This window comes from Blastococcus brunescens, from assembly GCF_035320885.1.
GTDB classification, from domain to species: domain Bacteria; phylum Actinomycetota; class Actinomycetes; order Mycobacteriales; family Geodermatophilaceae; genus Blastococcus_B; species Blastococcus_B brunescens.
The window spans coordinates 4,852,570-4,872,678 of record NZ_CP141261.1 but is presented as its reverse complement, the minus strand read 5'-3'; the positions used below and the strand labels follow the sequence as shown (position 1 = coordinate 4,872,678).

The window sequence follows — 20,109 nt, the reverse complement described above, 5'->3', positions numbered from 1 at the left end:
CCCAGCGGGCGCGCCGGGCTCCTCGCCGTTCCCGGAGCCGGAGTCGCCCTCCCCGTGCTCGCCGTCGTCGCCGTCGTGGTCGGCCTGCTGGCCGTGCCCGCCGCGGCCGGCGTCGTCCTCGCCGGCACGGGGCTCGCCGTCCTGGTCGGCTTCCAGGCCGCCCTCTGGTCCCGCCAGCGGCGGCTCACCGGGCGCTGCAGCGCAGCCAGTACTCGTTCCAGACGCTGGTGAAGAGCAGCGTCGACCCCGTCGTCATCCTCGACGGCCGGTTCCGCATCACCTTCGCCTCGCAGGGCATCGCCGACCTGCTCGGCTTCGACGCCGCCGCAGTCGTCGGGCTGCCGCTGCTCGCCGCCGTCCACCCCGACGACCGCTCCGCCCTCTCCGGCGCCCTGGACGCCGACCGCGCCCGCCCCGGGGAACTCGCCGTCCGCACCGCCCGCGTGCGGCACGCCGACGGCCGGTGGCGGCTCATCCAGGCCACCGTCCGCGACCTGCGCGCCGACCCCGACGTCGGCGCGCTCGTCCTGTACTGCCGCGACGTCTCCTCGCGCGTGCCCGCCGCCGGCATCGACCCCGACCTGTCCGAGTTCACCCTCACCGACCCCGTCACCGGCCTGCCCAACCGCGCCGCCGTCGTCCGCAGCCTCGGGGCCGTCCAGCGGGAGGCGCACCACCGGTCGTTCTCCCTCGCCCTCGTGCGGATCAGCGGCCTGGCCTCCGAGGTCCTCACCCCCGACACCGAGACCGCCGTCCTGCGCGCCCTGACCGCCCGGCTCACCCGGGCCCTGCGCGGCGAGGACTGGCTGGCCCGCGGCAAGGACGGCGACTTCGTCGTCCTCGTCGACGGCAGCATCGCCGACGCCGAGACCGTGGGCGCGCGGCTGGTGGATGCCGTCGGCCCGGTGCCCATCCCCGGCGGTTCGCTCCGGCTGTCCGCCGTCGCCGGCGTGACCGCCCTCCTCCCCGACCTCGACACCGGCGAGGCCCTGCGCCGCGGCGAGCTCGCCCTGCGCAGCGCGGCCACCGCCGGCCCGGGCGCCGTGCACCGCTACGACGACGCCCTGCGCGTCGAGAAGGACCGCCGCGCCACCCTGCGCGCCGACCTCGACGGCGCCCTCGACCGCGGCGAGCTGCGGCTGGTCTTCCAGCCCGTCGTCGACGTCGTCATGCACCGCACCGTCTCCGTCGAGGCGCTGCTGCGCTGGCAGCACCCCACCTTCGGCGAGGTCTCCCCACCGAGTTCGTGCCCCTGGCCGAGGAGTCCCCGCTGATCACCGAGCTCGGCCGGTGGGTGCTGCGCGAGGCCTGCGCGACCATCGCCGGCCTGGGCGATGCGGACCTGGGCGTGGCGGTCAACGTGTCCGCCCGGCAGGTGCGCAGCGGCGAGCTCGTGCCCGACGTCCTCGGCGCCCTGGAGTCCAGCGGCCTGCCGTCCTCGCGGCTCATTGTCGAGATCACCGAGTCGGTGCTGCTCGACGACTCGCACGTGATCGAGGACCTGACCGTGCTCCGCCAGCTCGGCGTCCGGGTCGCCATCGACGACTTCGGCACCGGCTGGTCGTCGCTGGCCTACCTGGTCGGCATGCCCGTCGACATCCTCAAGATGGACCAGTACTTCCTGTCCGACGTCGAGCACGACCCGGCCCGCCGGGCCATGTGCCGCGCGGTGCTGCAGCTGGGCTCCAGCCTCGACCTGCCCGTCATCGTCGAGGGCGTCAAGGACGAGGCCGTCCTCACCCTGCTCCGCGACATGGGGCACCGCTACCTGCAGGGGTACGTGTTCGCCCGCCCGCTGGAGGCCGCGCAGCTCGCCGCCGGCGCCTGGGACGTGCAGCACGCGGACACCCCGGCGGTGCCGTCGTGATCGCCGTCGGCAGCATTCCGCGCAGCGTCCGCTGGACCGTTCCGCTCGGACTCCTCGGCCTGCTGGTCACCGTGCCGTTCAGCGCGCCCGACGGCACCGGCATGCAGTGGGACGAGCTCGTCCTCGGCGGGGTCGCCGCGAGCTCGGCCCTGGCCGCCTTCCGGATCACCCGCACCATGGACCGCACCGCCGGCCGGCCGTGGCGCATCGTCGGCTACGCCGCGCTGCTCTTCATGACCGCCCAGTGGCTGGCGGCCGCCTTCCCCGGCCCGGAGCTCGACGGGTTCGGCTTCGACGACGTGTTCCTCTTCGCCGGCGCCGTCTCCCCGCTGGTGATCTGCGGCCTGCTCGCCCGCCGGGTCAGCCGCACCCGCTGGCCCGCCCTCGTCGTCGACGGGCTGGTCATCACCGTCGCCCTGCTCGTCGTCACCGAGGTGCTCCGCGCCCCGCTGGTCAGCCCGGCCGACGCGCCGGAGGACCTGCGCTCCCTGGTCCTCCTGTACGGCGGCTACGCCGCGGTGATGCTCGGCGGGGCCGGCGCCATGTGCACCGTCTCGACGGCGGCGCTGCGCCGCTCGGTCAGCATCCTGATCGGCGCCGTCGCCTGGCAGGCCACCGCCGGTGTCGCCGAGGCCATGGCGATCGTCGACCCGTCGTCGGTCTGGACGGCGATCTCCGACGTCTCGGTCGCCATGGGCCTGCAGACCGTCGTCGTCGCCGCGCACGTCGCGCCCCGCCGGTTCGCCGACCACACCGCCCGGGCCGCCGCCCCGTGGTGAGCCCGCTGGGCATGGTGCTCGTCGTCGGCGCCCTGCTCTCGCTGCCGGGCGCCATCGCCCTCATGGAGTGGAAGGACCACTCGCACTCCACCGCCGCCGAGATGGGCATCGCCGTCGTCCTCACGCTGATGGCGCTGCGGCTGGCCCTGCGCATCCGCGAGGACGGCCGGATGACCGAGGACCTCGTGCGGTCCGAGGAGGACTTCCGCGAGCTCATCGAGGCCAGCTCCGACGGCATCGCGATCATGGACCGCGAGTTCCACCTCCTGTTCACCTCACCGGCCGCGCGCAGCCTGCTCGGCCTCGGTGCCGACGCCGAGGACGAGGTGTCGCTGCTCGACCTGGTCGACCCCGCCGACCGGGACGCCGTCCTGAGCGCGACCGTCGACCTCCCCGCCGGCGACGGCCCGCCCCTGCACTTCCGGGTTGCGCCCGCCGACGGCGCGACCCGCGAGCTGGAGGCCACCTCCACCGAGCGCCCCGGCAGCGGCCGTCGCGTCCTCTACCTGCGCGACGTCACCACCCGCCGCCGCCGCGAGCGCGAGCTCGAGCGCATGGCCTACACCGACCACCTCACCGGCCTGCCCAACCGCGCCCTGCTCTTCCGGGAGCTGGACGCGCCGTCCGCCGACCTCCGGTGCCTGCTGGTCCTCGACCTCGACGGGTTCAAGGCGGTCAACGACGTCGCCGGGCACGAGGCCGGCGACCAGCTGCTGGTCGAGGTGGCCCGCCGACTGCACACCGTCGTCCGCGAGGACGACCTGGTCGCCCGCCTGGGCGGCGACGAGTTCGCCGTCCTGGTCACCGGCAACCAGGCCGAGGCCGAGGACGTCGCCCAGCGCGTCGTCGACACCCTCGGCATGCCGCACCGGGCCGGCGACGGCACGTTCGCCGTCGGCGCCAGCGTGGGCGTCGCCCCGCTGGGCCCGGCCGGGGGCAGGTCGCCTTCCGGGAGGCCGACGCCGCCCTCCGCGCCGCCAAGCAGGCCGGCAAGGGCTGCGTGCGGAGTTCCGACACCCCGGCCCCTCCGACGTGGAGGCCCAGCCGGACTTCGACGACGTCGTCGCCCAGGGCGTGTTCTCGCTGCGCCTGGACGCCGCGTGCGCCCCCGACGGCCGCATCGACCTCGTGCACGCCCTGCCGGCCTGGAGCCACCCGGACCACGCCACCGTGCGCGGCCTCGACCTCTGGGGCTTCGCCGAGCGCCAGGGCCGCGCCGCGGAGCTGCAGACCTGGCTGCTGCACGAGGCGTGCCGGACGGCGGCGGCGCTGCCCGACGAGCGGGTCGGCGTCGCGGTGAGCCTGCCCGCCGGCCTCGTCACCGGCGAGGGGCTGGCCGCCGAGGTCGGCGCCGCGCTGGCGGCGTCCGCGGTGAGCCCCTCCCGGCTGGTGCTGTCGTTCACCGAGGAGACGCTGCTGACCGGTTCGGCCGCGCTGGTGCCCGAGCTGGAGGCCGTCCGCCGCACCGGGGTCCGCCTCTGCCTGGACAACTACGGCATGGGCCACAGCCTCTTCGCCCTGCTCGCCCGGGTCGGCCTCGACGTCGTGCGGGTCGACCTCAACGCGCTGTCCACCCGTGACGACACCGCACGCGCCCTCGAGGTGCTGACGGCCATGGTGCGCACCAACAGCGACTTCGGTCTGACCACGATCGCCGGCGGCGTCGGCACGTCGGCCGAGGCACGCGACGCCGTCGTCGCCACGGGGGTGCCGCTGCTGCACGGCCGCGGCGAGCCGCACGACCTGACCGTCGACGCGCTCGTGGCGCTGCTGCCGGCCCCTTGCCGAGTTGATCATCGCCTGCGGGCTCGCCTGGACGGCGCGTCGTGCCGTGTCCCGCGCACGCAGCCGATGATCAACAGCACGGACGCCGACGAACCGTCAGGGTTTCCCCCATTTCCGGTCGCGGGGTCCCCCATCAGGGCCTAAACGCCTGGGAACTGTCCCCGGCCGGGCGTTTACTGACGCGGTGACGAGCCCGGCGCTGCACTTCCTGGGCCACTCGACCGTCCGCGTCGAGCTGGCCGGGCGCACCGTGCTCACCGACCCCTCCTCGCGCCCACCGTGGGCCTGCTCCGCCGCGTCGTGCCGCTCCCCGACCCGGCGACGTGGGCCGGGGTCGACGTCGTGCTCATCAGCCACCTGCACGGCGACCACCTGCACATCCCCTCCCTGCGCACGGTCGGGCCGCGCACCCGGATCGTGGTGCCGCGCGGCGCCGGCGCCTGGCTGCGCGGGCGGGGCTTCCCGCACGTCGACGAGCTGTCGGCCGGGGAGTCCGTGCACGACGGCGACCTGCGCATCACCGCCGTCCGCGCCGAGCACAGCGGCCACCGCTGGGGTCCCCGGTCCACCCACGGGCCGGCCACCGAGTCGATCGGCTTCCTGCTCGAGGGCGGCGGTTCCTGCGTCTACGTCAGCGGCGACACCGGGCTCTTCGACGGGATGGGCGCGCTGCGGCCGCGCGACGTCGACATCGCCCTGCTGCACGTCTGGGGCTGGGGCGCCACCCTCGGCCCCGGCCACCTCGACCCGGTCGGCGCCGCGGACGCCGCCGCCCTCATCCGGCCGCGGATCGCCGTCCCGGTGCACTGGGGCACGCTCACCGTCGCGGGAATGGCGTCGGTCCCTCCCCGTTGCGCGCCCGCATGCGGCGGTTGCTGGTCGACCCGCCCCACGCGTTCGCCACCGAGGTGGCCGCCCGGGGCCTGCCGACCCGCGTCGTCGTCACCCCGCCCGGCTCCGCCGTCGACCTGTCGGTGGCGGCGACATGAACCTCGACGTCCTCGCCAACGCCTGGGACGGCACCACGTCCGTCGGCTACCCCCTGCTGTTCGGGCTGGTGCTGCTCGGCTCCGTCGTCCCGGTGGTGCCGACCGGCCTGGTGGTCGGCACGGCCGCGGCCTTCGCCATGACCACCGACAACCTGGGGCTGCCGCTGGTGCTCGCCGTGGCCACCCTCGCCGCGCTCACCGGCGACCTGATCACCTTCGCCATCGCCCGGTTCGGTGGCCCGTCGGCGGTGCGGTGGCTCATCCGCGGCCAGCACGCCGAGCGCGTCGACGAGGTGCGCGAGCAGTTCCGGGTGCACGGCTGGCAGATCGTCGTCGCCGGTCGGCTGCTGCCCGCCGGCCGCATCCCGGTCCTGGTCGCGGCGGGCGCGCTGGCCTACCCGTGGCGGCGGCTGGTCCCGGCCTCGCTGCTCGCCGCCTTCCTCTGGGCGCTGGCCTACGCGCTGCTCGGCGTCGTCAGCGGCGGCATCTTCGACTCCCCGCTGATCGCGATGCTGGTGGCCACCGTGCTGGTGCTCGCGGTCAGCGCGGCCATGAACGTGGTCAGCAGCCGGCGCCGCCGCGTCCCGGCCGCTCCCGAGCCCGAGCCCTGCGAGTCGGTGTGAGCGCCTCCCCGCGCACGGCCTCCCTCGGGATGCCCTGGGCCCCCACGGCCGGCTGCTGCGCACCGGCCGCACCCTCGCCCGCGTCGTCGTCACCTGGGCGGCGGTCACCGGGGCGCTGGTCGTGCTCAGCGATCGGCTCGACGGCTTCGAGCTCACCTCCTGGTGGCAGCCGCCGGTGATGGCGCTGTTGCTCGGCCTCCTGTCGGCGCTCGCCTGGCCGCTGGTGATGCGGGTCGCGCTGCCGGTCGCGTTCTTCACCCTCGGCCTCGGCAGCTTCCTGCTCTTCGGCGCGCTGGTGCTGGCCGTCTCCTACGCCATCCCCGGCGTGCAGATGAGCAGCCTCCAGGTCGCCGTCTGGGTGGCGATCGTGCTCGCCGTCGTCTCCGGCCTGGTCAGCAGCCTGCTCGCCGTCGACGAGGACGAGATCTTCTTCCGCCGGGCGCGCCGCCGGGCCGGTGCGCTCGCCGAGGACGCCGACCGGCCGCCCGGCGTGCTATTCCTGCAGATCGACGCGCTCTCCTACGACACCGCCCGCCGCGCGGTCCGCGACGGCTGGATGCCCAACCTCGCCTCCTGGCTGCGCACCGGCAGCCACGCGATGACTTCCTGGCACACCGACTGGAGCTCCCAGACCGGCGCCGCGGTGAGCGGCATCCTGCACGGCTCCAACCACGACATCCTCGGGTTCCGCTGGTACGAGAAGGACCGCGACCACATCACCCGCGTCTCGCACCCCACCGACGCCGTCGAGGTGGAGCGCCGGCACTCCGACGGCCGCGGGCTGCTCGCCCCCGACGGCGCCGGCCGCGGCAACCTGTTCACCGGCGACGCCGCCCACGTCAGCCTCACGATGAGCTCGCTCTCGCACGTCGTGCCGGCCCGGGCCCGCCGCACCCGGCGCACCCCGTCCCGGGTGGGCTCGGGCTACTACGCCTACTTCGCCAACCCGGTGAACGCGCTGCGCACCATCGGCGTCTCGCTCGTCGACGTCGTCCGGGAGCTGGTCGCCGCGGCCCGGGAGCGGCGGGACGACGTCCGGCCCCGGGTCAGCCGCGGCGGCATCTACCCGCTGGCCCGCCCCGGCGTCACCGTCATCTCCCGCGACGTCGTCGTCTTCGCGCTGCTGGAGGACATGCTGGCCGGCCGCCCCGCCGTGTACGCCGACTTCCTCGGCTACGACGAGGCCGCCCACCACGGCGGGCTGGAGCGGGCCGACAGCCTGGCCGTGCTGCGCACCATCGACCAGCAGCTCGGCCGCCTGCGCCGGGCCGCCACCCTGGCGCCGCGCGAGTACCACCTCGTCGTCCTCTCCGACCACGGCCAGACCCAGGGCTGGGCCTTCGCCGACCGGTTCGGGGAGTCGATCGAGGAGCTGGTGGGCCGGCTGTGCGGTGGGCCCGTCGGCGCCCGCCGCTCCACCGGCACCCGTGACAGCCGCCGTCCCGTGGAGAGCTGGCAGGTGGCCACCGCCCTCGCCGAGAGCGGCGGGCCGATCGCGCGCCGGCTGCGCGACCGGGTGGAACGGGCCGGGGCGGTCCGTCACGACCACGACTTCGAGCCGGGGACGACCGGTGACGTGCCGCGGGTGGCACCCGGCGTGGTGTGCGTGGTCTCCGGCCACCAGGCGATGGTGTCCTTCCCCGACCTCCCCGGCCGGGTGTCGCTGGAGGAGATCGAGCGGCACTGGCCCGGCCTGCTGCCCGGCCTGGTCGACCACGACGGCGTCGGCTTCCTGCTCGTGCACTCCGAGGAGTTCGGGCCGGTGGTCCTCGGCCGCGACGGGCTGCACCGGCTGGCGACCGGCGTCGTCATCGGCGCCGACCCGCTGCTGCCCTACGGCGAGCACGCCGCCGCGCTCGTCGCCCGCGTCTCGACGTTCCCGCACTGCGCCGACGTCGTGATCAACAGCCGCTACGACCCCGACACCGACGAGGCGTCACCGTTCGAGCCGCACGTCGGCTCGCACGGCGGCCTGGGCGGGCCGCAGCAGCACGCGCTGCTGGCGTATCCGCGGGCCTGGACGGCGCCGGGCGAGGTCGTCGGCGCCGAGCACCTGCACCGGGTACTGCGCGGCTGGCTCAGCGACCTCGGCCACCCGGAGCCCACCGGCGAGGGCGCCGCGATCGGCGAGCACAGCCCGACCGCGCTCGACGCAGCGCAGGTGCGCAGCTAGAGGTGAGCCGGCCGGCAGTGCGCCGCGCGGTGGGTCGACTTCTGAGGGCAGCGCCCGGTTCTGGACGCGCGACGACGGCGCGGCGCGAACGGTGGCACGCACGACCGTCGCTCGCGGACAGCACGAGGCGGCTCGGCGGCCGGTTTCTCGACCACCGAGCCTGGGGTGTGTGGTCTGCCGGCAGATCACACGCCCCTGCTCTCGGGTCTGCCGCGCGGCCTAGGGAACCGGAGGACCACCGATCAGTTCTCCGGTCGTCACCAGCTCGTCGGCCACGCTGCGCAGCTTGGTGTTCCGGCGCATCGATACCCCGGCCAGGATCTGGAAAGCCTGATCCGCGGTGAGTTTGTGCCGCTCCATGAGGATGCCCTTGGCCTGGTCGATGACCGCGCGGCTCTCCAGCGCCACCTGGAGGTTGCCCGCGAGGTTCTGCGCGCTCTGGTAGGCGTGCATGTTGGCCACGGCGACCCCGGCGTACGGCGCGAACCGCTGGCCGGCGGAGCGGCTCTCGTCGTCGAAGGCGTTCGCCTCACGGCCGTAGACGTTCATCGCCCCGTGTATGCCGTCGCTGACCGGCAGCGGGATGGACAGCGAGCTGAGCGCACCGTGCTCGGCGGCCCGTTGCACGTAGTCCGGCCACCGGGTCTCGGTCCGGGCATCGGCGATCTCGACCAGCTCACCGGTGCTGGCGGCGTGCAGGCACGGCCCGTACCCGCGGCTGAACTGGCTCTCGTCGCAGTCGAGGGCCAGCTGCCCGGTGAACACCGGGGTGGACGGCCGGTCGTCGATCAGCAGCGTGATCGACGCCTCGAGGTGCCCGGGCAGAACCACCGTGGTGAGGTCGACGACCCGTTGCAGGAGGCTCTCCATCGAGTGCTCCTGCAGGAGAGCCGGCCCAGTTCCTCGAGCGCCTGGGCGGTGGACGTGCCTGAGCTCCGGTCGCTGAACACCTTCGGCCTCCGGTGGATTCACCGGGGGCGGGCGTCCTCGGTGCACGGCACCCACGAGGTGCCGTGCTGCGACGCCGTTGTTTCGACGCACGCTGCGTGCCGGGCGCACCCGGCAGCTGTCCCGAACCTACGCCCCTGTCCAGGCCGCGGGGTGCGTTCACCCGTCGCTGCCGGGCCGTCGGCCGCGTGGCGCCGTGCCAGCAGGACCGCGACCACCCGTTCGACCAGGTCGTAGGGCACCGGCCGGTCGTAGCGGAGCTGCATCGCGTCCTTGGCCCCGCGGTAGGGGCCACCAGGGCCGCCAGCTCGTCGTCCATCGGCGGCAGCGGGTACAGGCCCAGGTGCTTCGTCCAGGCCGCGACGTGCACCAGTGGCAGGCCGTCGAGGACGAACGTGGGCATCCGGTAGCTGATCGTCTCGTCGACCGCCGGCACCACGCGGCGGACGATGCGGCGGACCTCCTCGAGCACCGGCCGGACGTCCTCGGGCAGCGCCGCCACGTACTCGTCGACGGTCGCGGCCATGCGCAGTTCCTACCGCGTGCTGACCGCCTCAGACAGCTCCACGGTCGTGATCCCGGGAGCCACGTCCCCGGGGCACCGGAGAGGTCGCCGAAGGCGCCGAGCCCGGCGAGCGCGAGAGCGCCGCCCAGGACCGCGGAGACGACGGTCACGCGCGCACGGAGGACGCGGCGGGTCAGGGCTGCGTCGGTGCGGTCCATCGCGTGTTCTCCTCGGTTCCGGGCGGCGGTTCCCCTCGTGGTGCAGCACCGACTCTGAGGGCTCAACCGCAGGCGGACCGCTCGGCAGCCGCAAGGAATCCACAAGAACCCGGGGCGGCCGGGAGGCCGGCTGTCGGTGACGAAGGCGTGAATTCGCCGGCGCCGTCCTGGCCTGGAGCCCGAGCCTGGACGACAGTGGGGTGGTGAGACCCGACGCCCGAGCCTGGTTCGAGCACCGCACGACGAGCGCCTCCGGCCCGGCGTCGGTCGACCTCGACGCGCTGCTGCGCGCCAAGCGCCGCGGAGGGCACCGCGTCAGCGTCGTCCTCCCCGCCCGCGACGAGGAGACCACCGTGGGGCGGCTGGTCGCCGACCTGCGCGAGCACTGGATGGTCCGGGCGCCGCTGATCGACGAGCTGCTCGTCGTCGACTCCGACTCCACCGATGCCACCGCCCGGGTCGCCCGCGACGCCGGCGCGGACGTGGTCGCGGCCGCCGACGTCCTGCCCGCCTACGGCACCCGGCCCGGCAAGGGCGAGGCGCTCTGGAAGTCGCTGGCCGCCACGACCGGCGACCTCGTCGTCTTCCTGGACGCCGACCTGCTGGGCGACGTCGCCCACTACGTCCCGGGGCTGCTGGCGCCGTTGCTCACCGACCCGCAGGTGCTCTACGTCAAGGGCTGCTACACGCGGCCGCTGGAGATCGGCGGGCACGCCCAGCCGGCCGGAGGGGCCGGGTCACCGAGCTCACCGCCCGTCCGCTGCTCAACGCGCTGTGGCCCGAGCTGGCCGGGTTCGTCCAGCCGCTGGGAGGCGAGTACGCCGGACGCCGGTCGGCGCTGGAGCAGGTGCCGTTCGTCTCCGGCTACGGCGTGGAGGTGGGCCTGCTCATCGACCTGCTGCGGCTTGGCGGGCTGTCCTCGCTGGCCCAGGTCGACCTCGGCGTCCGCCGGCACACGTCGCAGTCGCAGCAGGCCCTCGGCGGGATGGCCGGGGAGGTCGTGTCCACGGTGCTCGCCCGCGCCACCGACGACCGGCCCGGTCAGCAGCCGCTCCCGGCCAGCGGGCTGCTCACCCAGTTCGAGCACGACGGGACCGGCTTCGTGCCCCGCAGCCGCGCCGTCGCCGTCGCCGAGCGGCCCCCGATGGCGTCGGTCGCCGAGTACCGCGTCCGCCGCGCCGGCTGACGTCCCGACCAGCCACGTCGTCGCGGAAGGTGAGTGCGGCGTCGCCCGGACGCGCGGCACGGCGACGGGCAGGGAGGATCCCTGCGTGCCGCGCACTTGCTCCGCCCCTCCGTTGACCGTCCCCGAGGTCGTCGCCCACCGCGGCGCCACCGCCGCGGCGCCCGAGCACACGCTCGCCGCCTACCGGCAGGCCGCGGCCGTCGGCGCCGACGCCGTGGAGTGCGACGTGCGGCTGACCCGTGACGGCGTGCTGGTCTGCGTGCACGACCGGCAGATCCGGCGCACCTCGAACGGGCGCGGCATCGTCTCCGCGCTGCACCTGGCCGAGCTCGAGCAGTTCCAGTTCGGCGCCCGCCGGCCCAGGGGCCGCAACCGCTGGGCGGACGACGAGATCCTCTCGATCACCGACGAACCCGATGTCGAGAACGGCCTGGTGCTCACCCTCGACCGGCTGCTGGCGTACATCACCGCCACCCCCGGCTCGCTGCGCCTGGCGATCGAGACCAAGCATCCGACCCGGCACACCCGCAAGGTCGAGGAGGCGCTGGTCGACTGCCTGCGCCGCTACGGCCTGCTCGGGAACGGGCGCCCCGTCGAGTGGGCCGGCAAGCCCGCCGTCCGGATGATGAGCTTCTCCCAGCTGGCCGTGCGCCGGATGGCAGAGCTCGCGCCCGCCGTGCCCACCGTGCAACTGATCGGCAAGCGGCTGCGCCCGGTCCGTCGCGAGCTGCTGACCGGCAGCGCCTCCGCCGTGGGCCCCGGCATGGCGCTGATCCGCTCGGACCCGGAGTTCGTCGCCGAGGCGCACGCCGCCGGCAAGGAGGTGCACGTCTGGACGGTGAACCGGACCGCCGACATGGACCTCGTGCGGGACCTCGGCGTCGACGCGGTCATCACCGACCACCCCGACGAGCTGCTCCGCCGCCTCGGCCGGGACGCCGCCGCCTCCTGACCCCGGGCTGCCCGACCGTTGTGCTCTGCCCCGCTCACCGGGGCAGAGCACAAGCGTCCACGACCTACCCTGCCCTGCCCCGGCCCCGGCCCCGGCCCCGGCCCCGATCAGGCCAGGTCGGTGTCGTCCAGGGCGGCCATGAGGTCGGCCGGGGTGTCGTAGATCCCGACCGCCCCGGCGTCGCGCAGCTCGTCGTCCCCGAAGCCCCCGGACCGGACGACGACCGCCGGCATGCCGGCGTTCCTGGCGGCCTCCACGTCGTAGACCGAGTCGCCGATGACGACGGCCGGCGCATCCACGGGTTCGCCCAGCTTCTCCAGCGCCACCTGCAGCAGGTCCGGCGCGGGCTTGGTGTTCTCGACGTCCTCGCTGGTGGTCCAGGCGTCGGCGAGGTCGCGGGCCTCGAGCAGGTCCAGCGCGCGGTCGACGTGGTGCGGCTTGCCCGAGCTGGCCAGCACCACCCGGTGCCCGCGCTCCTTCAGCGCCACGACGAGCTCACGGGCACCCGGCAGCAGCGCCGTCTCAGCCAACAGCGGATCGGCCTCCCGCACCCACCGCTCGCGGGCCGCCTCGCCGATCCGCTCCTCGACGTCGTCCCCACCGAGCGCGGCCACCAGCTGGTCGCCGCCCATCCCGATCAGCCGGTGGATGCGCCAGATCGGATAAGTCTCCCCAGCGACCGGAAGGCCCGGTACCACGCGAGGGCGTGCTGGTAGTTGGTGTCGACGAGGGTCCCGTCCACGTCGAGGACGGCGATGCGCTGCTCACCATGCGCCCGGGGCTGCCCACGCCTCGAACCGCCCAACCGACCCCGCGACGGGACTTCGCGCACCGGAAGCCCCGGGTTCAGGAGCCGGAGTGCTCCAGCAGGCCGCGGACCGTCTCGCCGGCTGCCTGGTCGCGGTAGCCCTGGTTGAGATGGTCGAGCGAGTACCGCCGGGTGATCAGCCGGTCCAGCTCGAGGCGGCCCTCCTCGTGCAGACGCAGCAGCATCGGGATGTCGCGGAACGGGTTGCACGAGCCGAACAGCGAGCCCTGGATGCGCTGCTCGAACACGGTGGCCAGCTGCCCGCCGAGCTGCACGTTCCCGTCCTCGGGGCGGTCGGCCAGCGCGGTGAGGACCAGCGTGCCGCCCTTGCCCAGGGACGCCGCCGCGCCGGCGTACGCCTCGGCCGACATCGTGCCCACCGTCACGATGACGACGTCGGCGCCGGTGCCGCGCGACAGCTCGCGGGCCAGGCCGGCGGCCTCGTCCGTGCCGGCGACCGTGCGGGTGGCGCCCAGCGACTCGGCGAACTCCCGCTTCATCGCCACCGGGTCCACACCGACCACGTGCATCGCGCCGGCGTGCACCGCGCCCTGGACGGCGTTCATCCCGACCCCGCCCAACCCGACCACGACCACCGTGTCCCCGGGCCGGACCCCGCCGGAGTACACCGCCGAGCCCCAGCCGGTCGGCACGCTGCAGGCGACCAGCGCCGCGGTGTCCAGGGCGATCCAGGGGTCGATCCGCACGCAGGAGAACTCGCTGAGCAGGGTGTGCTGCGCGAAGGCGCCGACCATGCAGAACCCGCCGAGCGGCTCGCCGTCCAGCCGGAACGGATAGGTGCCGGTGGGCAGTTCGCCGCGGGCGATCGTCGCGCCCTTGTCGCACAGGTTGGACCGGCCCTGCGCGCAGAACCGGCAGTGCCCGCAGGCGGGCAGGAAGCTGGTGACGACGTGGTCGCCCGGCGCCACGGAGCTGACCCCGGGGCCCACGGCCAGGACGACGCCGGAGCCCTCGTGCCCGCCGACGATCGGGTAGCGGCCACCCGGGTTGGAGTGCCGCAGGTGCTCGTCGGAGTGGCAGAGGCCCGCGTAGGCCATCTCCACCAGCACCTCGCCCGAGCCCGGGTCGAGAACCTCGAGCTCGACGATCTCGTACTCGGTGTCCGGCCGGCGCAGCACGGCAGCTCTGGTTCGCACGCCGGTCATGGTGCCTCCCTGGCACCGAGTGCCGCACCGACCCCCTATCGAAGGCCACCGGATCCGCGCTCCGCCATCCACCCGCCTGATCCGCGCAGCCCGCCGGGGTGGGGCACCATCGGAGGAGTGCCGTCCGACGCCCCGCCTTCCCGCACCCAGATCTGCCCCGGGTGCGGCGCCGTCCTCGCCCAGGCCGACGGTCGACCGTCGCACCCCGGCGCCTCGTCCTCCTGTGCCCGCCTGTTCGAGGTGACCCTCCGCGGCCTGCGCGAGGACGCCGGGACGCACCCGGCGACGGCCACCGCCCTGCGACTGGCCGACGCGGCCTACGACGCCCAGCACCCGACCGCCGAGGACCAACGGCTGCGCACCGCGCTGGAGCTCCTCGGCGTGCCCGCGGAGGTCGACCCGGCGCGGCGCCCGGCCGCCTGGCGGACCACGATCGCCGACGTGGCCGCCGACCTCGACGTCATCGACCTGCCGGTGCTCGTCGAGTCCTGGGCGCGTTCGGTCGGCCAGGACTGGGCAGTCGCACCCGTGCGCTCCGAGTGATGAAACGCGTCGGTCACTTCATCCGGCGCCATGCACGTTCCGTGCTTATGCTGCAACAGTGAGTGAGATATTGGACCGCCGAGCACAGAAGAAAGCGCGCACGCGCGTCCACGTGCGGACGGTCGCCCAGCGGATGTTCGCCGAGGGCGGCTTCGACGCCGTCACGATCGCGGACATCGCCCGCGGGGCAGACGTCGCCGTCCAGACGATCTTCAACCACTTCGCCACCAAGGAAGAGCTGTTCTTCGACGGCCGCATCCCCTGGGTCGACGGCCCGGCCGACGCCGTGCGCCGCCGCCCGCCGGGGACGTCGCCGCTGACCGCGCTGCGCCGGCACCTGGTGGAGGGGCAGGCCACTTTGTCTCGCAGCACCTGTCCGCCGAGGGCCGGGCATTCACCGCCGCGGTCTCCGCCTGCCCGACCCTGGCCAGTCACGAGCAGCGGGTGATCCAGGAGGCCGAGCGGGCGCTGTCCGCGGCACTCACCGAGGCCTGGCTGACCGACCCGGAGCCGGGTGCCGACCACCTGTCGGCCTCGAGCATCGTCGCCCCGCTGACCGCGGCCATCTGGCTGGCGGCCGCCCGGGTGGTGTTCGTCGAGCAGCGTCGTTGCGCCCCGGTGGACGAGGACCTCACCGAGCGGGTGGCCAGGGTCGAGCGGCTGGTCGACCGGGTGCTGGCGGGGATCCAGTCCCAGATCGACACCGCCCCCATCGACACCGTCACCACCCCCACCCAGCAGACGCGCGCCCGCTCGGACACCGGGTGGCCGCCGGCCGGGATCCGCCGGGCGGGCTGACGCGCCGACCGAGGCGTCAGACGCTCGCGGGCTCCGGGCGCGCCGCGCACGCCGGCGCAGCCAGGGGCACCAGCACGTCGTCGACCACGCGCTCGACCGCGTCGGGGGTCATCGCGCCGTCCCCGGCCGCGGTGTACCGCTGCCACCAGAACGCCTGCAGCACCGAGCCCAGCAGAACCAGCCGCTGCGGCTGGATCGGTTCGCCCCGGGCGGCCGACCGCCTTCCCAGCTCGGTGACGACCGCGGCCAACGGGCGCACCAGGGCGTCGTCCAGGCCGGCCCGGAGCAGCTCCTCGTGCCGGGCCGCGCCCACGATGCTGGCGACGGCCCGCTCCTCGCGGTCCAGCGGACGGCTCCACCCGCTCGCGAGGGAGACGAGGTCGGCCCGCAGCGAGCCGCCGTCCTCCGGCAGGGAGACGAGCCGGAACCGGCCGACGGCGTGCCGGGCGAGCGCAGCCATGGTGGGCCACCGGCGGTAGATCCCGGCCTTCCCCGCCCGGGCGCGGGCGGCGACCCGGTCGCTGTTGAGCCGGCCCCACCCTTCCTCGGCGAGGATGTCCACGGCCACCGAGAGCAGCTGCTCGGACAGCTCCGAGCTGAGCGGCCGCCCCGGCGTTCCACTCATGACCGAATTCCGTGACGCGACGTCATACGCACCGCGACATCCTGGCCTGTTGAACCCTTCACCACAATGCCCGGCGGCGCAGAAGTATGGGTGACCTAAGGCGCTTGAAGGTTGATGGACCGCCCGGCGGCGTCCGTGCAGGTCGCGACGGCGGTTCGGCTCAGGCCCCGGCGGCGCTCTCCACGTGGACCTGCAGCCCGGACCCGTCCGCCGACAGCCACCCCTTGCTGCGGGCGTGGGCGATCATCTCGTCCCAGCGGGTCTGCCAGTCCGGCGCCGTCGCCCGCGGCTCGGCGGCGGCCCTCAGCGCAGCCACGTCGAGGACGGCGGTCTCGCTGTCGGTGAACCGGCCCAGCCCGGCCCGCTCCAGCACGTCGGCGGCCTCGTCGTCGGTCACCTGCCCCAGCGCCAGGTGCAGCCGCCCGAGGTCGTCGATGTCCACGACCCGCGCCTCCGGACGCTCGTCGGCGCCCGTCACGATCTCCACGATCATTTCGTCCTCCTCAGTACGTTCGGCCGGCCCCTGCAGGGTGCCGCCGCGAGCTTGCGAGTGGTGGGGCGCAGGGCGTCCTTCAGACATGCCAGGGAAGCGGGTGAAGTCCGGTTCGCGCCTCTCGAGGAAGGCGTCACGGCCCTCGACGGCCTCCTCGGCCATGTAGGCCAGCCGGGTGGTCTCCCCGCGAACAGCTGCTGACCGACCAGGCCGTCGTCGATGAGGTTGAACGAGTACTTGAGCATCCGCTGCGCGGTCGGGCTCTTCGCGACGATCCTCCGGCCCCAGTCCAGTGCCGTCGCCTCCAGCTCGGCGTGCGGGACGACGCGGTTGACCATGCCCATCGCGTGCGCGTCGGCCGCCGTGTACTCCTCGCCGAGGAAGAAGATCTCGCGGGCGAACTTCTGCCCCACCTGCCGGGCGAGGTAGGCCGACCCGAAGCCGCCGTCGAAGCTGCCGACGTCGGCGTCGGTCTGCTTGAACCGCGCGTGCTCGGCACTGGCCAGGGTCAGGTCGGAGACGACGTGCAGGCTGTGCCCGCCCCCGGCCGCCCACCCGGGGACGACGCAGAGCACGACCTTGGGCATGAAGCGGATCAGCCGCTGCGCCTCGAGGATGTGCAGCCGGCCCTGTCCTCCCCGCCCGAACCGCCCCCGGCCGCAGCCCCGCCGTACTCGTAGCCGTACTTCCCGCGCACCCGCTGGTCGCCGCCGGAGCAGAACGCCCAGCCGCCGTCCTTGGGGCTCGGGCCGTTGCCGGTGAAAATCACGCAGCCGACGTCGGTGGACAGCCGCGCGTGCTCCAGTGCGGTGATCAGCTCGTCGACGCTCTGCGGGCGGAAGGCGTTGCGCACCTCGGGCCGGTCGAAGGCGATCCGGACGACGCCGGCGTCCACGGCCCGGTGATAGGTGATGTCGGTGAAGTCGAAGCCGTCGACCTGCCGCCACGCGGAGCTGTCGAAGATCTCGGAGACGTCGTCGCGGGCGCTCATGCCTGGAACCTAACGCGGCCCGCGGGGGCCGGCGCCGGTGCCGTCACGGACGGAGCAGCCCGCCGACCGGTTCGGTGACGTCCTCGAGGACGCCGGTGACCGGGTCGGTGACCGAGTCCAGGTCCTCGCAGAGGCAGTCCGTGGGGGTCGACGCCGGCGGCGTGGGCGACTGACCGCCACCGCCACCGCCACCCGGCTTGGGCGCCGGCGCGGGAGCGGGCTTGGGCGCCGGCGCGGGGGCGGGTGCGGGAGCCGCCGGAGCGGGGGCCGGAGCCGGGGCCGGAGCGGGGCGGCGCCCCCGGGCGTCCGCCCGCCCGTCGACCCGCCGCCCCCGGGGGCGGGCGCGCCGGCCGCGGTGCCGCGGGTGCCGCCGGTGCCGTCACCGGCCTGGCCCGCCGCGGCGCCTGCCGGCAGGGGCTGTCACCGCCGACCCCGGTCAGGCCCGCGCCGCCGGCGGTGGCCGCGTCCCCTGCCGTGTCGACCGGGGGAGTCCGGGCGCCGGGGACTGCGCGGACTCCGTGGCCACGCCGGTGCCGCTCTCCGGGATGCCGGGGCCGCCCGGCGCACCGGTGCCGGGTCCGCCGGTGAAGACGCCCTCGGGATCACGGGAACCGCCGCCGTCGCCGCTCGGGCCGCCGCTCAGGAAGAGGGCGAGGGGAGCGGCGATCAGCAGCGCGCCACAGGCCATGCCCAGGACCAGGATGATCCGGGCGCGGCTGCGCCGGAGCGCGAGGCGGGCGTTCGCGAGCCGGGAAGCACCCAGTGCTGCGGTGCCGGGGGCACGATGGCGGCGGGACAGAGCCGGCTCCTTCAGTGGCACGAGAAGATCCGTGACCGCCTACCCACGCTCTGCGACCTCATGCGCCGACACGCCCGACTACCGCGCCGCGTCCTCCAGCAGCGGTCGCAGCCGGGCCAGCGACGCCGCGAGTCCGGGATGCAGCTCCACCTCGTCCAGCGCCGCCACCGGATGCCACGCGACGCCGGTGCTCTCGCCGTCCAGCTGCAGGTTCGCGGGTTCGATCGGGCGCACCGGGCGGGCGAGGACGGTCGTGTAGGACCAGCCGCCGTGGTCGTCGACCGACCGGACGCCGAGGACGAGGTCGTCCGCGGTGAGGCCGAGTTCCTCGCGCACCTCGCGCAGCGCGCCGTCGTCGACCGACTCGCCGTGGTGGAGAGCGCCGCCCGGCGTTCCCCAGGTGCCGCCGTGGTGCGACCACCAGGCCCGGTGCTGCAGGAGCACCTCGGGGCCGTCGGCGCCGTCGCGGTGCACCAGCAGTCCGGCGGCCCCGGCGCGACCCCAGTGGCGATGGCCCTGGGCGCAGGTGGTCCAGCCGTCGGTCGAGGCGAGCACCCGACCAGTGAACCCGCTCCGGCCGGACGACGGCGACCGCGGAGGGTGTCCCGCGGATGCTTGTGCTCTGCCCCGCTGAGCGGGGCAGAGCACAAGCGTCGGCGGATGCACCGTCGGGGCGACCGTCGAGGACCCGCCGCACGCTCGTGCTCTGCTCCCCTGGTAAGCAGAGCACGAGCGCGCACCAGACCCCTGGTTCCCGGAGGACACCCGCATGACCACGACGACGACCATGGCCGAGGTCCCCGGACTCGTCGGCACCGAGCTCGGCAGCAGCGACTGGCACGAGGTCACGCAGGAGCACGTCAACCAATTCGCCGACGCGACCGGCGACCACCAGTGGATCCACGTCGACGTCGAGCGGGCGAAGGCCGAGAGCCCGTTCGGCGGCCCCATCGCCCACGGCTACCTGACCCTGTCGCTGCTGGCGCCGCTGTCCTCGCAGGTGCTCGTCGTCACCGACACCGTCATGGGCGTCAACTACGGCCTGAACAAGGTCCGCTTCCCTCGCCGGTCCCGGTCGGCGCCAAGGTGCGGCTGACCGCTTCCCTGAAGTCCGTCGAGGAGGTCACCGGGGGCCTGCAGCTGACGCTGGCCGCCGTCATCGAGCGCGAGGGCGGCGACAAGCCCGTCTGCATCGCCGAGCCGGTCTACCGCTACTACGGCGGCTGACGGCGGCGTGCGACCTGTCCTGGAGCGCGTCGCCGTCTTCACCGGGTCCCACGCAGGACCGCCCGCTCACGCCGAGGCCGCCGCGGCTTTCGCCCGCGGTCTCGCCGAGGCCGGCGTCGGCATCGTCTACGGCGGCGGGCGCGTCGGGATGATGGGCGTGGTCGCCGACGCGGCGCTGGCCGCCGGCGGCGAGGTCGTCGGGGTGATCCCGCAGCACCTGGTCGACGACGAGGTCGCCCACCCCGGCCTTCCGCGGCTCGAGGTCGTGCAGTCGATGCACGAGCGCAAGGCGGTCATGGCCGACCTCGCCGACGCGTTCGTCGCCCTGCCGGGCGCCGCGGGCACCCTCGAGGAGCTGTTCGAGGCCTGGACCTGGGGATGCTCGGCCTGCACGCCAAGCCGGCCGCGCTGCTCGACGTCGACGGGTTCTGGCAGCCGCTGCTCGGCCAGCTGCGCCGCATGGTCGACGACGGCTACCTCGACGCCGTCCGGCTCGACGCGCTCGGCGTGGTGTCCGGCACCGAGGAGCTCCTGGCGTTCGTGGCGGGCTACGAGCACCCGCCCCGGAAGTGGACGGCCTCGCCGCCCCGGCCGTGAGGGACGGCCGCCCCAGAGGCTCGGATTCCGGGACAGG

At 74.7% G+C, this 20,109-nt stretch carries 21 protein-coding genes and 5 pseudogenes; 16 read left to right on the top strand and 10 right to left on the bottom strand.

Annotation, left to right across the window (positions count from 1 at the left end; translation table 11 throughout):
* Nucleotides 1–54 precede the first annotated feature (54 nt).
* The 9 genes and pseudogenes from U6N30_RS32805 (at nucleotide 55) to U6N30_RS32760 (ending at nucleotide 8,216) form a co-directional block, all read left to right on the top strand.
* Nucleotides 55–231 carry a hypothetical protein gene (locus U6N30_RS32805; protein ID WP_324275598.1) on the top strand — a complete coding sequence of 59 codons (177 nt, stop codon included), beginning with the start codon at nucleotides 55–57 and terminating at the stop codon, nucleotides 229–231.
* Nucleotides 228–1,867: pseudogene (locus U6N30_RS35205) on the top strand (putative bifunctional diguanylate cyclase/phosphodiesterase). Before U6N30_RS32805 ends, U6N30_RS35205 begins: the two are co-directional and overlap by 4 nt.
* Nucleotides 1,864–2,646, top strand: coding sequence for a hypothetical protein (locus U6N30_RS32790; protein ID WP_324275595.1), 783 nt, complete (start codon nucleotides 1,864–1,866; stop codon nucleotides 2,644–2,646). The pseudogene U6N30_RS35205 and the gene U6N30_RS32790 overlap by 4 nt, the downstream one beginning before the upstream one ends.
* 11 nt (nucleotides 2,647–2,657) lie before the next feature.
* Nucleotides 2,658–3,527 (top strand): annotated as a pseudogene (locus U6N30_RS35200) (diguanylate cyclase domain-containing protein); the annotation flags it as partial.
* A gap of 151 nt (nucleotides 3,528–3,678) precedes the next feature.
* The gene (locus U6N30_RS32780; RefSeq protein WP_324275593.1) at nucleotides 3,679–4,575 is read left to right on the top strand and encodes an EAL domain-containing protein; all 897 of its coding nucleotides are present in this window, start codon (nucleotides 3,679–3,681) and stop codon (nucleotides 4,573–4,575) included.
* Nucleotides 4,576–4,710: 135 nt separating this feature from the next.
* A pseudogene (locus tag U6N30_RS35195) lies at nucleotides 4,711–5,181 on the top strand (MBL fold metallo-hydrolase); the annotation flags it as partial.
* A 113-nt stretch (nucleotides 5,182–5,294) separates the two neighbouring features.
* Complete coding sequence (locus tag U6N30_RS32770) at nucleotides 5,295–5,420, top strand: hypothetical protein (RefSeq protein WP_324275591.1); 126 nt, start codon at nucleotides 5,295–5,297, stop codon at nucleotides 5,418–5,420.
* Nucleotides 5,417–6,043: a DedA family protein gene (locus U6N30_RS32765; protein WP_324275590.1), complete on the top strand. Its 627-nt coding sequence runs from the start codon at nucleotides 5,417–5,419 to the stop codon at nucleotides 6,041–6,043. The genes U6N30_RS32770 and U6N30_RS32765 overlap by 4 nt, the downstream gene beginning before the upstream one ends.
* 34 nt (nucleotides 6,044–6,077) lie before the next feature.
* Nucleotides 6,078–8,216 carry a phage holin family protein gene (locus U6N30_RS32760; RefSeq protein WP_324278577.1) on the top strand — a complete coding sequence of 713 codons (2,139 nt, stop codon included), beginning with the start codon at nucleotides 6,078–6,080 and terminating at the stop codon, nucleotides 8,214–8,216.
* A gap of 219 nt (nucleotides 8,217–8,435) precedes the next feature.
* Here U6N30_RS32760 and U6N30_RS32755 read toward each other — a convergent pair whose 3' ends face one another.
* Complete coding sequence (locus tag U6N30_RS32755; protein ID WP_324275589.1) at nucleotides 8,436–9,086, bottom strand: GAF and ANTAR domain-containing protein; 651 nt, start codon at nucleotides 9,084–9,086, stop codon at nucleotides 8,436–8,438.
* Nucleotides 9,087–9,528: 442 nt separating this feature from the next.
* A pseudogene (locus U6N30_RS35190) lies at nucleotides 9,529–9,690 on the bottom strand (hypothetical protein); the annotation flags it as partial.
* A gap of 397 nt (nucleotides 9,691–10,087) precedes the next feature.
* Here U6N30_RS35190 and U6N30_RS32750 point away from each other — a divergent pair.
* Nucleotides 10,088–12,025, top strand: a complete 1,938-nt coding sequence (locus tag U6N30_RS32750) for a glycerophosphodiester phosphodiesterase family protein (RefSeq protein ID WP_324275588.1) — start codon at nucleotides 10,088–10,090, stop codon at nucleotides 12,023–12,025.
* A gap of 107 nt (nucleotides 12,026–12,132) precedes the next feature.
* Here U6N30_RS32750 and U6N30_RS32745 read toward each other — a convergent pair whose 3' ends face one another.
* Nucleotides 12,133–12,657, bottom strand: coding sequence for an HAD family hydrolase (locus tag U6N30_RS32745; protein WP_324275587.1), 525 nt, complete (start codon nucleotides 12,655–12,657; stop codon nucleotides 12,133–12,135).
* Between the two features lie 214 nt (nucleotides 12,658–12,871).
* Nucleotides 12,872–13,999, bottom strand: a complete 1,128-nt coding sequence (locus U6N30_RS32740) for an NDMA-dependent alcohol dehydrogenase (RefSeq protein ID WP_324275586.1) — start codon at nucleotides 13,997–13,999, stop codon at nucleotides 12,872–12,874.
* Between the two features lie 117 nt (nucleotides 14,000–14,116).
* On the opposite strand from U6N30_RS32740, the gene U6N30_RS32735 reads away from it, so the two are divergent.
* The 3 genes from U6N30_RS32735 to U6N30_RS32725 are packed head-to-tail and all read left to right on the top strand — an operon-like array spanning nucleotide 14,117 to nucleotide 15,340.
* On the top strand, nucleotides 14,117–14,542 hold the full coding sequence (locus U6N30_RS32735; protein ID WP_324275585.1) for a DUF5946 family protein: 426 nt from the start codon (nucleotides 14,117–14,119) through the stop codon (nucleotides 14,540–14,542).
* A 58-nt stretch (nucleotides 14,543–14,600) separates the two neighbouring features.
* Nucleotides 14,601–14,990, top strand: coding sequence for a TetR/AcrR family transcriptional regulator (locus tag U6N30_RS32730; protein ID WP_324275584.1), 390 nt, complete (start codon nucleotides 14,601–14,603; stop codon nucleotides 14,988–14,990).
* Complete coding sequence (locus U6N30_RS32725) at nucleotides 14,987–15,340, top strand: hypothetical protein (RefSeq protein WP_324275583.1); 354 nt, start codon at nucleotides 14,987–14,989, stop codon at nucleotides 15,338–15,340. The genes U6N30_RS32730 and U6N30_RS32725 overlap by 4 nt, the downstream gene beginning before the upstream one ends.
* Before the next feature lie 16 nt (nucleotides 15,341–15,356).
* Here the strand turns inward: U6N30_RS32725 and U6N30_RS32720 are convergent, their stop codons facing one another.
* The 6 genes from U6N30_RS32720 to U6N30_RS32700 form a co-directional block, all read right to left on the bottom strand.
* Nucleotides 15,357–15,965: a TetR-like C-terminal domain-containing protein gene (locus tag U6N30_RS32720; protein ID WP_324275582.1), complete on the bottom strand. Its 609-nt coding sequence runs from the start codon at nucleotides 15,963–15,965 to the stop codon at nucleotides 15,357–15,359.
* 160 nt (nucleotides 15,966–16,125) lie between these two features.
* Nucleotides 16,126–16,458, bottom strand: a complete 333-nt coding sequence (locus U6N30_RS32715) for a hypothetical protein (protein ID WP_324278576.1) — start codon at nucleotides 16,456–16,458, stop codon at nucleotides 16,126–16,128.
* A complete protein-coding gene (locus U6N30_RS35185; protein WP_422678010.1) occupies nucleotides 16,455–17,045 on the bottom strand; it encodes an enoyl-CoA hydratase-related protein in 591 nt (196 codons plus the stop codon). The genes U6N30_RS32715 and U6N30_RS35185 overlap by 4 nt, the downstream gene beginning before the upstream one ends.
* An 8-nt stretch (nucleotides 17,046–17,053) precedes the next feature.
* Nucleotides 17,054–17,449, bottom strand: a complete 396-nt coding sequence (locus U6N30_RS35180) for an enoyl-CoA hydratase-related protein (protein WP_422678009.1) — start codon at nucleotides 17,447–17,449, stop codon at nucleotides 17,054–17,056.
* A 436-nt stretch (nucleotides 17,450–17,885) separates the two neighbouring features.
* Entirely contained in the window at nucleotides 17,886–18,269 is a 384-nt protein-coding gene (locus tag U6N30_RS32705; RefSeq protein ID WP_324275581.1) for a hypothetical protein, read from the bottom strand.
* A gap of 57 nt (nucleotides 18,270–18,326) precedes the next feature.
* On the bottom strand, nucleotides 18,327–18,803 hold the full coding sequence (locus U6N30_RS32700) for an NUDIX domain-containing protein (protein WP_324275580.1): 477 nt from the start codon (nucleotides 18,801–18,803) through the stop codon (nucleotides 18,327–18,329).
* 214 nt (nucleotides 18,804–19,017) lie between these two features.
* Between U6N30_RS32700 and U6N30_RS32695 the strand changes: the two genes are divergently transcribed.
* From U6N30_RS32695 to U6N30_RS35175, 3 genes and pseudogenes are all read left to right on the top strand, one after another.
* Nucleotides 19,018–19,344, top strand: coding sequence for a MaoC family dehydratase (locus U6N30_RS32695; RefSeq protein ID WP_324275579.1), 327 nt, complete (start codon nucleotides 19,018–19,020; stop codon nucleotides 19,342–19,344).
* Nucleotides 19,335–19,475 (top strand): hotdog family protein, encoded by a 141-nt coding sequence (locus U6N30_RS32690; RefSeq protein WP_324275578.1) that lies wholly within the window; start codon nucleotides 19,335–19,337, stop codon nucleotides 19,473–19,475. The genes U6N30_RS32695 and U6N30_RS32690 overlap by 10 nt, the downstream gene beginning before the upstream one ends.
* Nucleotides 19,476–19,482: 7 nt before the next feature.
* A pseudogene (locus U6N30_RS35175) lies at nucleotides 19,483–20,072 on the top strand (LOG family protein).
* Nucleotides 20,073–20,109: the final 37 nt, after the last annotated feature.

Bases quoted from the DNA above. Each gene is read 5' to 3' on its own strand.
- U6N30_RS32770 (WP_324275591.1), top strand. From the start codon at position 5,295: ATGCGGCGGTTGCTGGTCGACCCGCCCCACGCGTTCGCCACCGAGGTG.
- U6N30_RS32765 (WP_324275590.1), top strand. From the start codon at position 5,417: ATGAACCTCGACGTCCTCGCCAACGCCTGGGACGGCACCACGTCCGTC.
- U6N30_RS32755 (WP_324275589.1), bottom strand. From the start codon at position 9,086: ATGGAGAGCCTCCTGCAACGGGTCGTCGACCTCACCACGGTGGTTCTG.
- U6N30_RS32745 (WP_324275587.1), bottom strand. From the start codon at position 12,657: ATGGGCGGCGACCAGCTGGTGGCCGCGCTCGGTGGGGACGACGTCGAG.
- U6N30_RS32740 (WP_324275586.1), bottom strand. From the start codon at position 13,999: ATGACCGGCGTGCGAACCAGAGCTGCCGTGCTGCGCCGGCCGGACACC.
- U6N30_RS32720 (WP_324275582.1), bottom strand. From the start codon at position 15,965: ATGAGTGGAACGCCGGGGCGGCCGCTCAGCTCGGAGCTGTCCGAGCAG.
- U6N30_RS32715 (WP_324278576.1), bottom strand. From the start codon at position 16,458: ATGATCGTGGAGATCGTGACGGGCGCCGACGAGCGTCCGGAGGCGCGG.
- U6N30_RS35185 (WP_422678010.1), bottom strand. From the start codon at position 17,045: ATGCCCAAGGTCGTGCTCTGCGTCGTCCCCGGGTGGGCGGCCGGGGGC.
- U6N30_RS35180 (WP_422678009.1), bottom strand. From the start codon at position 17,449: ATGAGCGCCCGCGACGACGTCTCCGAGATCTTCGACAGCTCCGCGTGG.
- U6N30_RS32695 (WP_324275579.1), top strand. From the start codon at position 19,018: ATGACCACGACGACGACCATGGCCGAGGTCCCCGGACTCGTCGGCACC.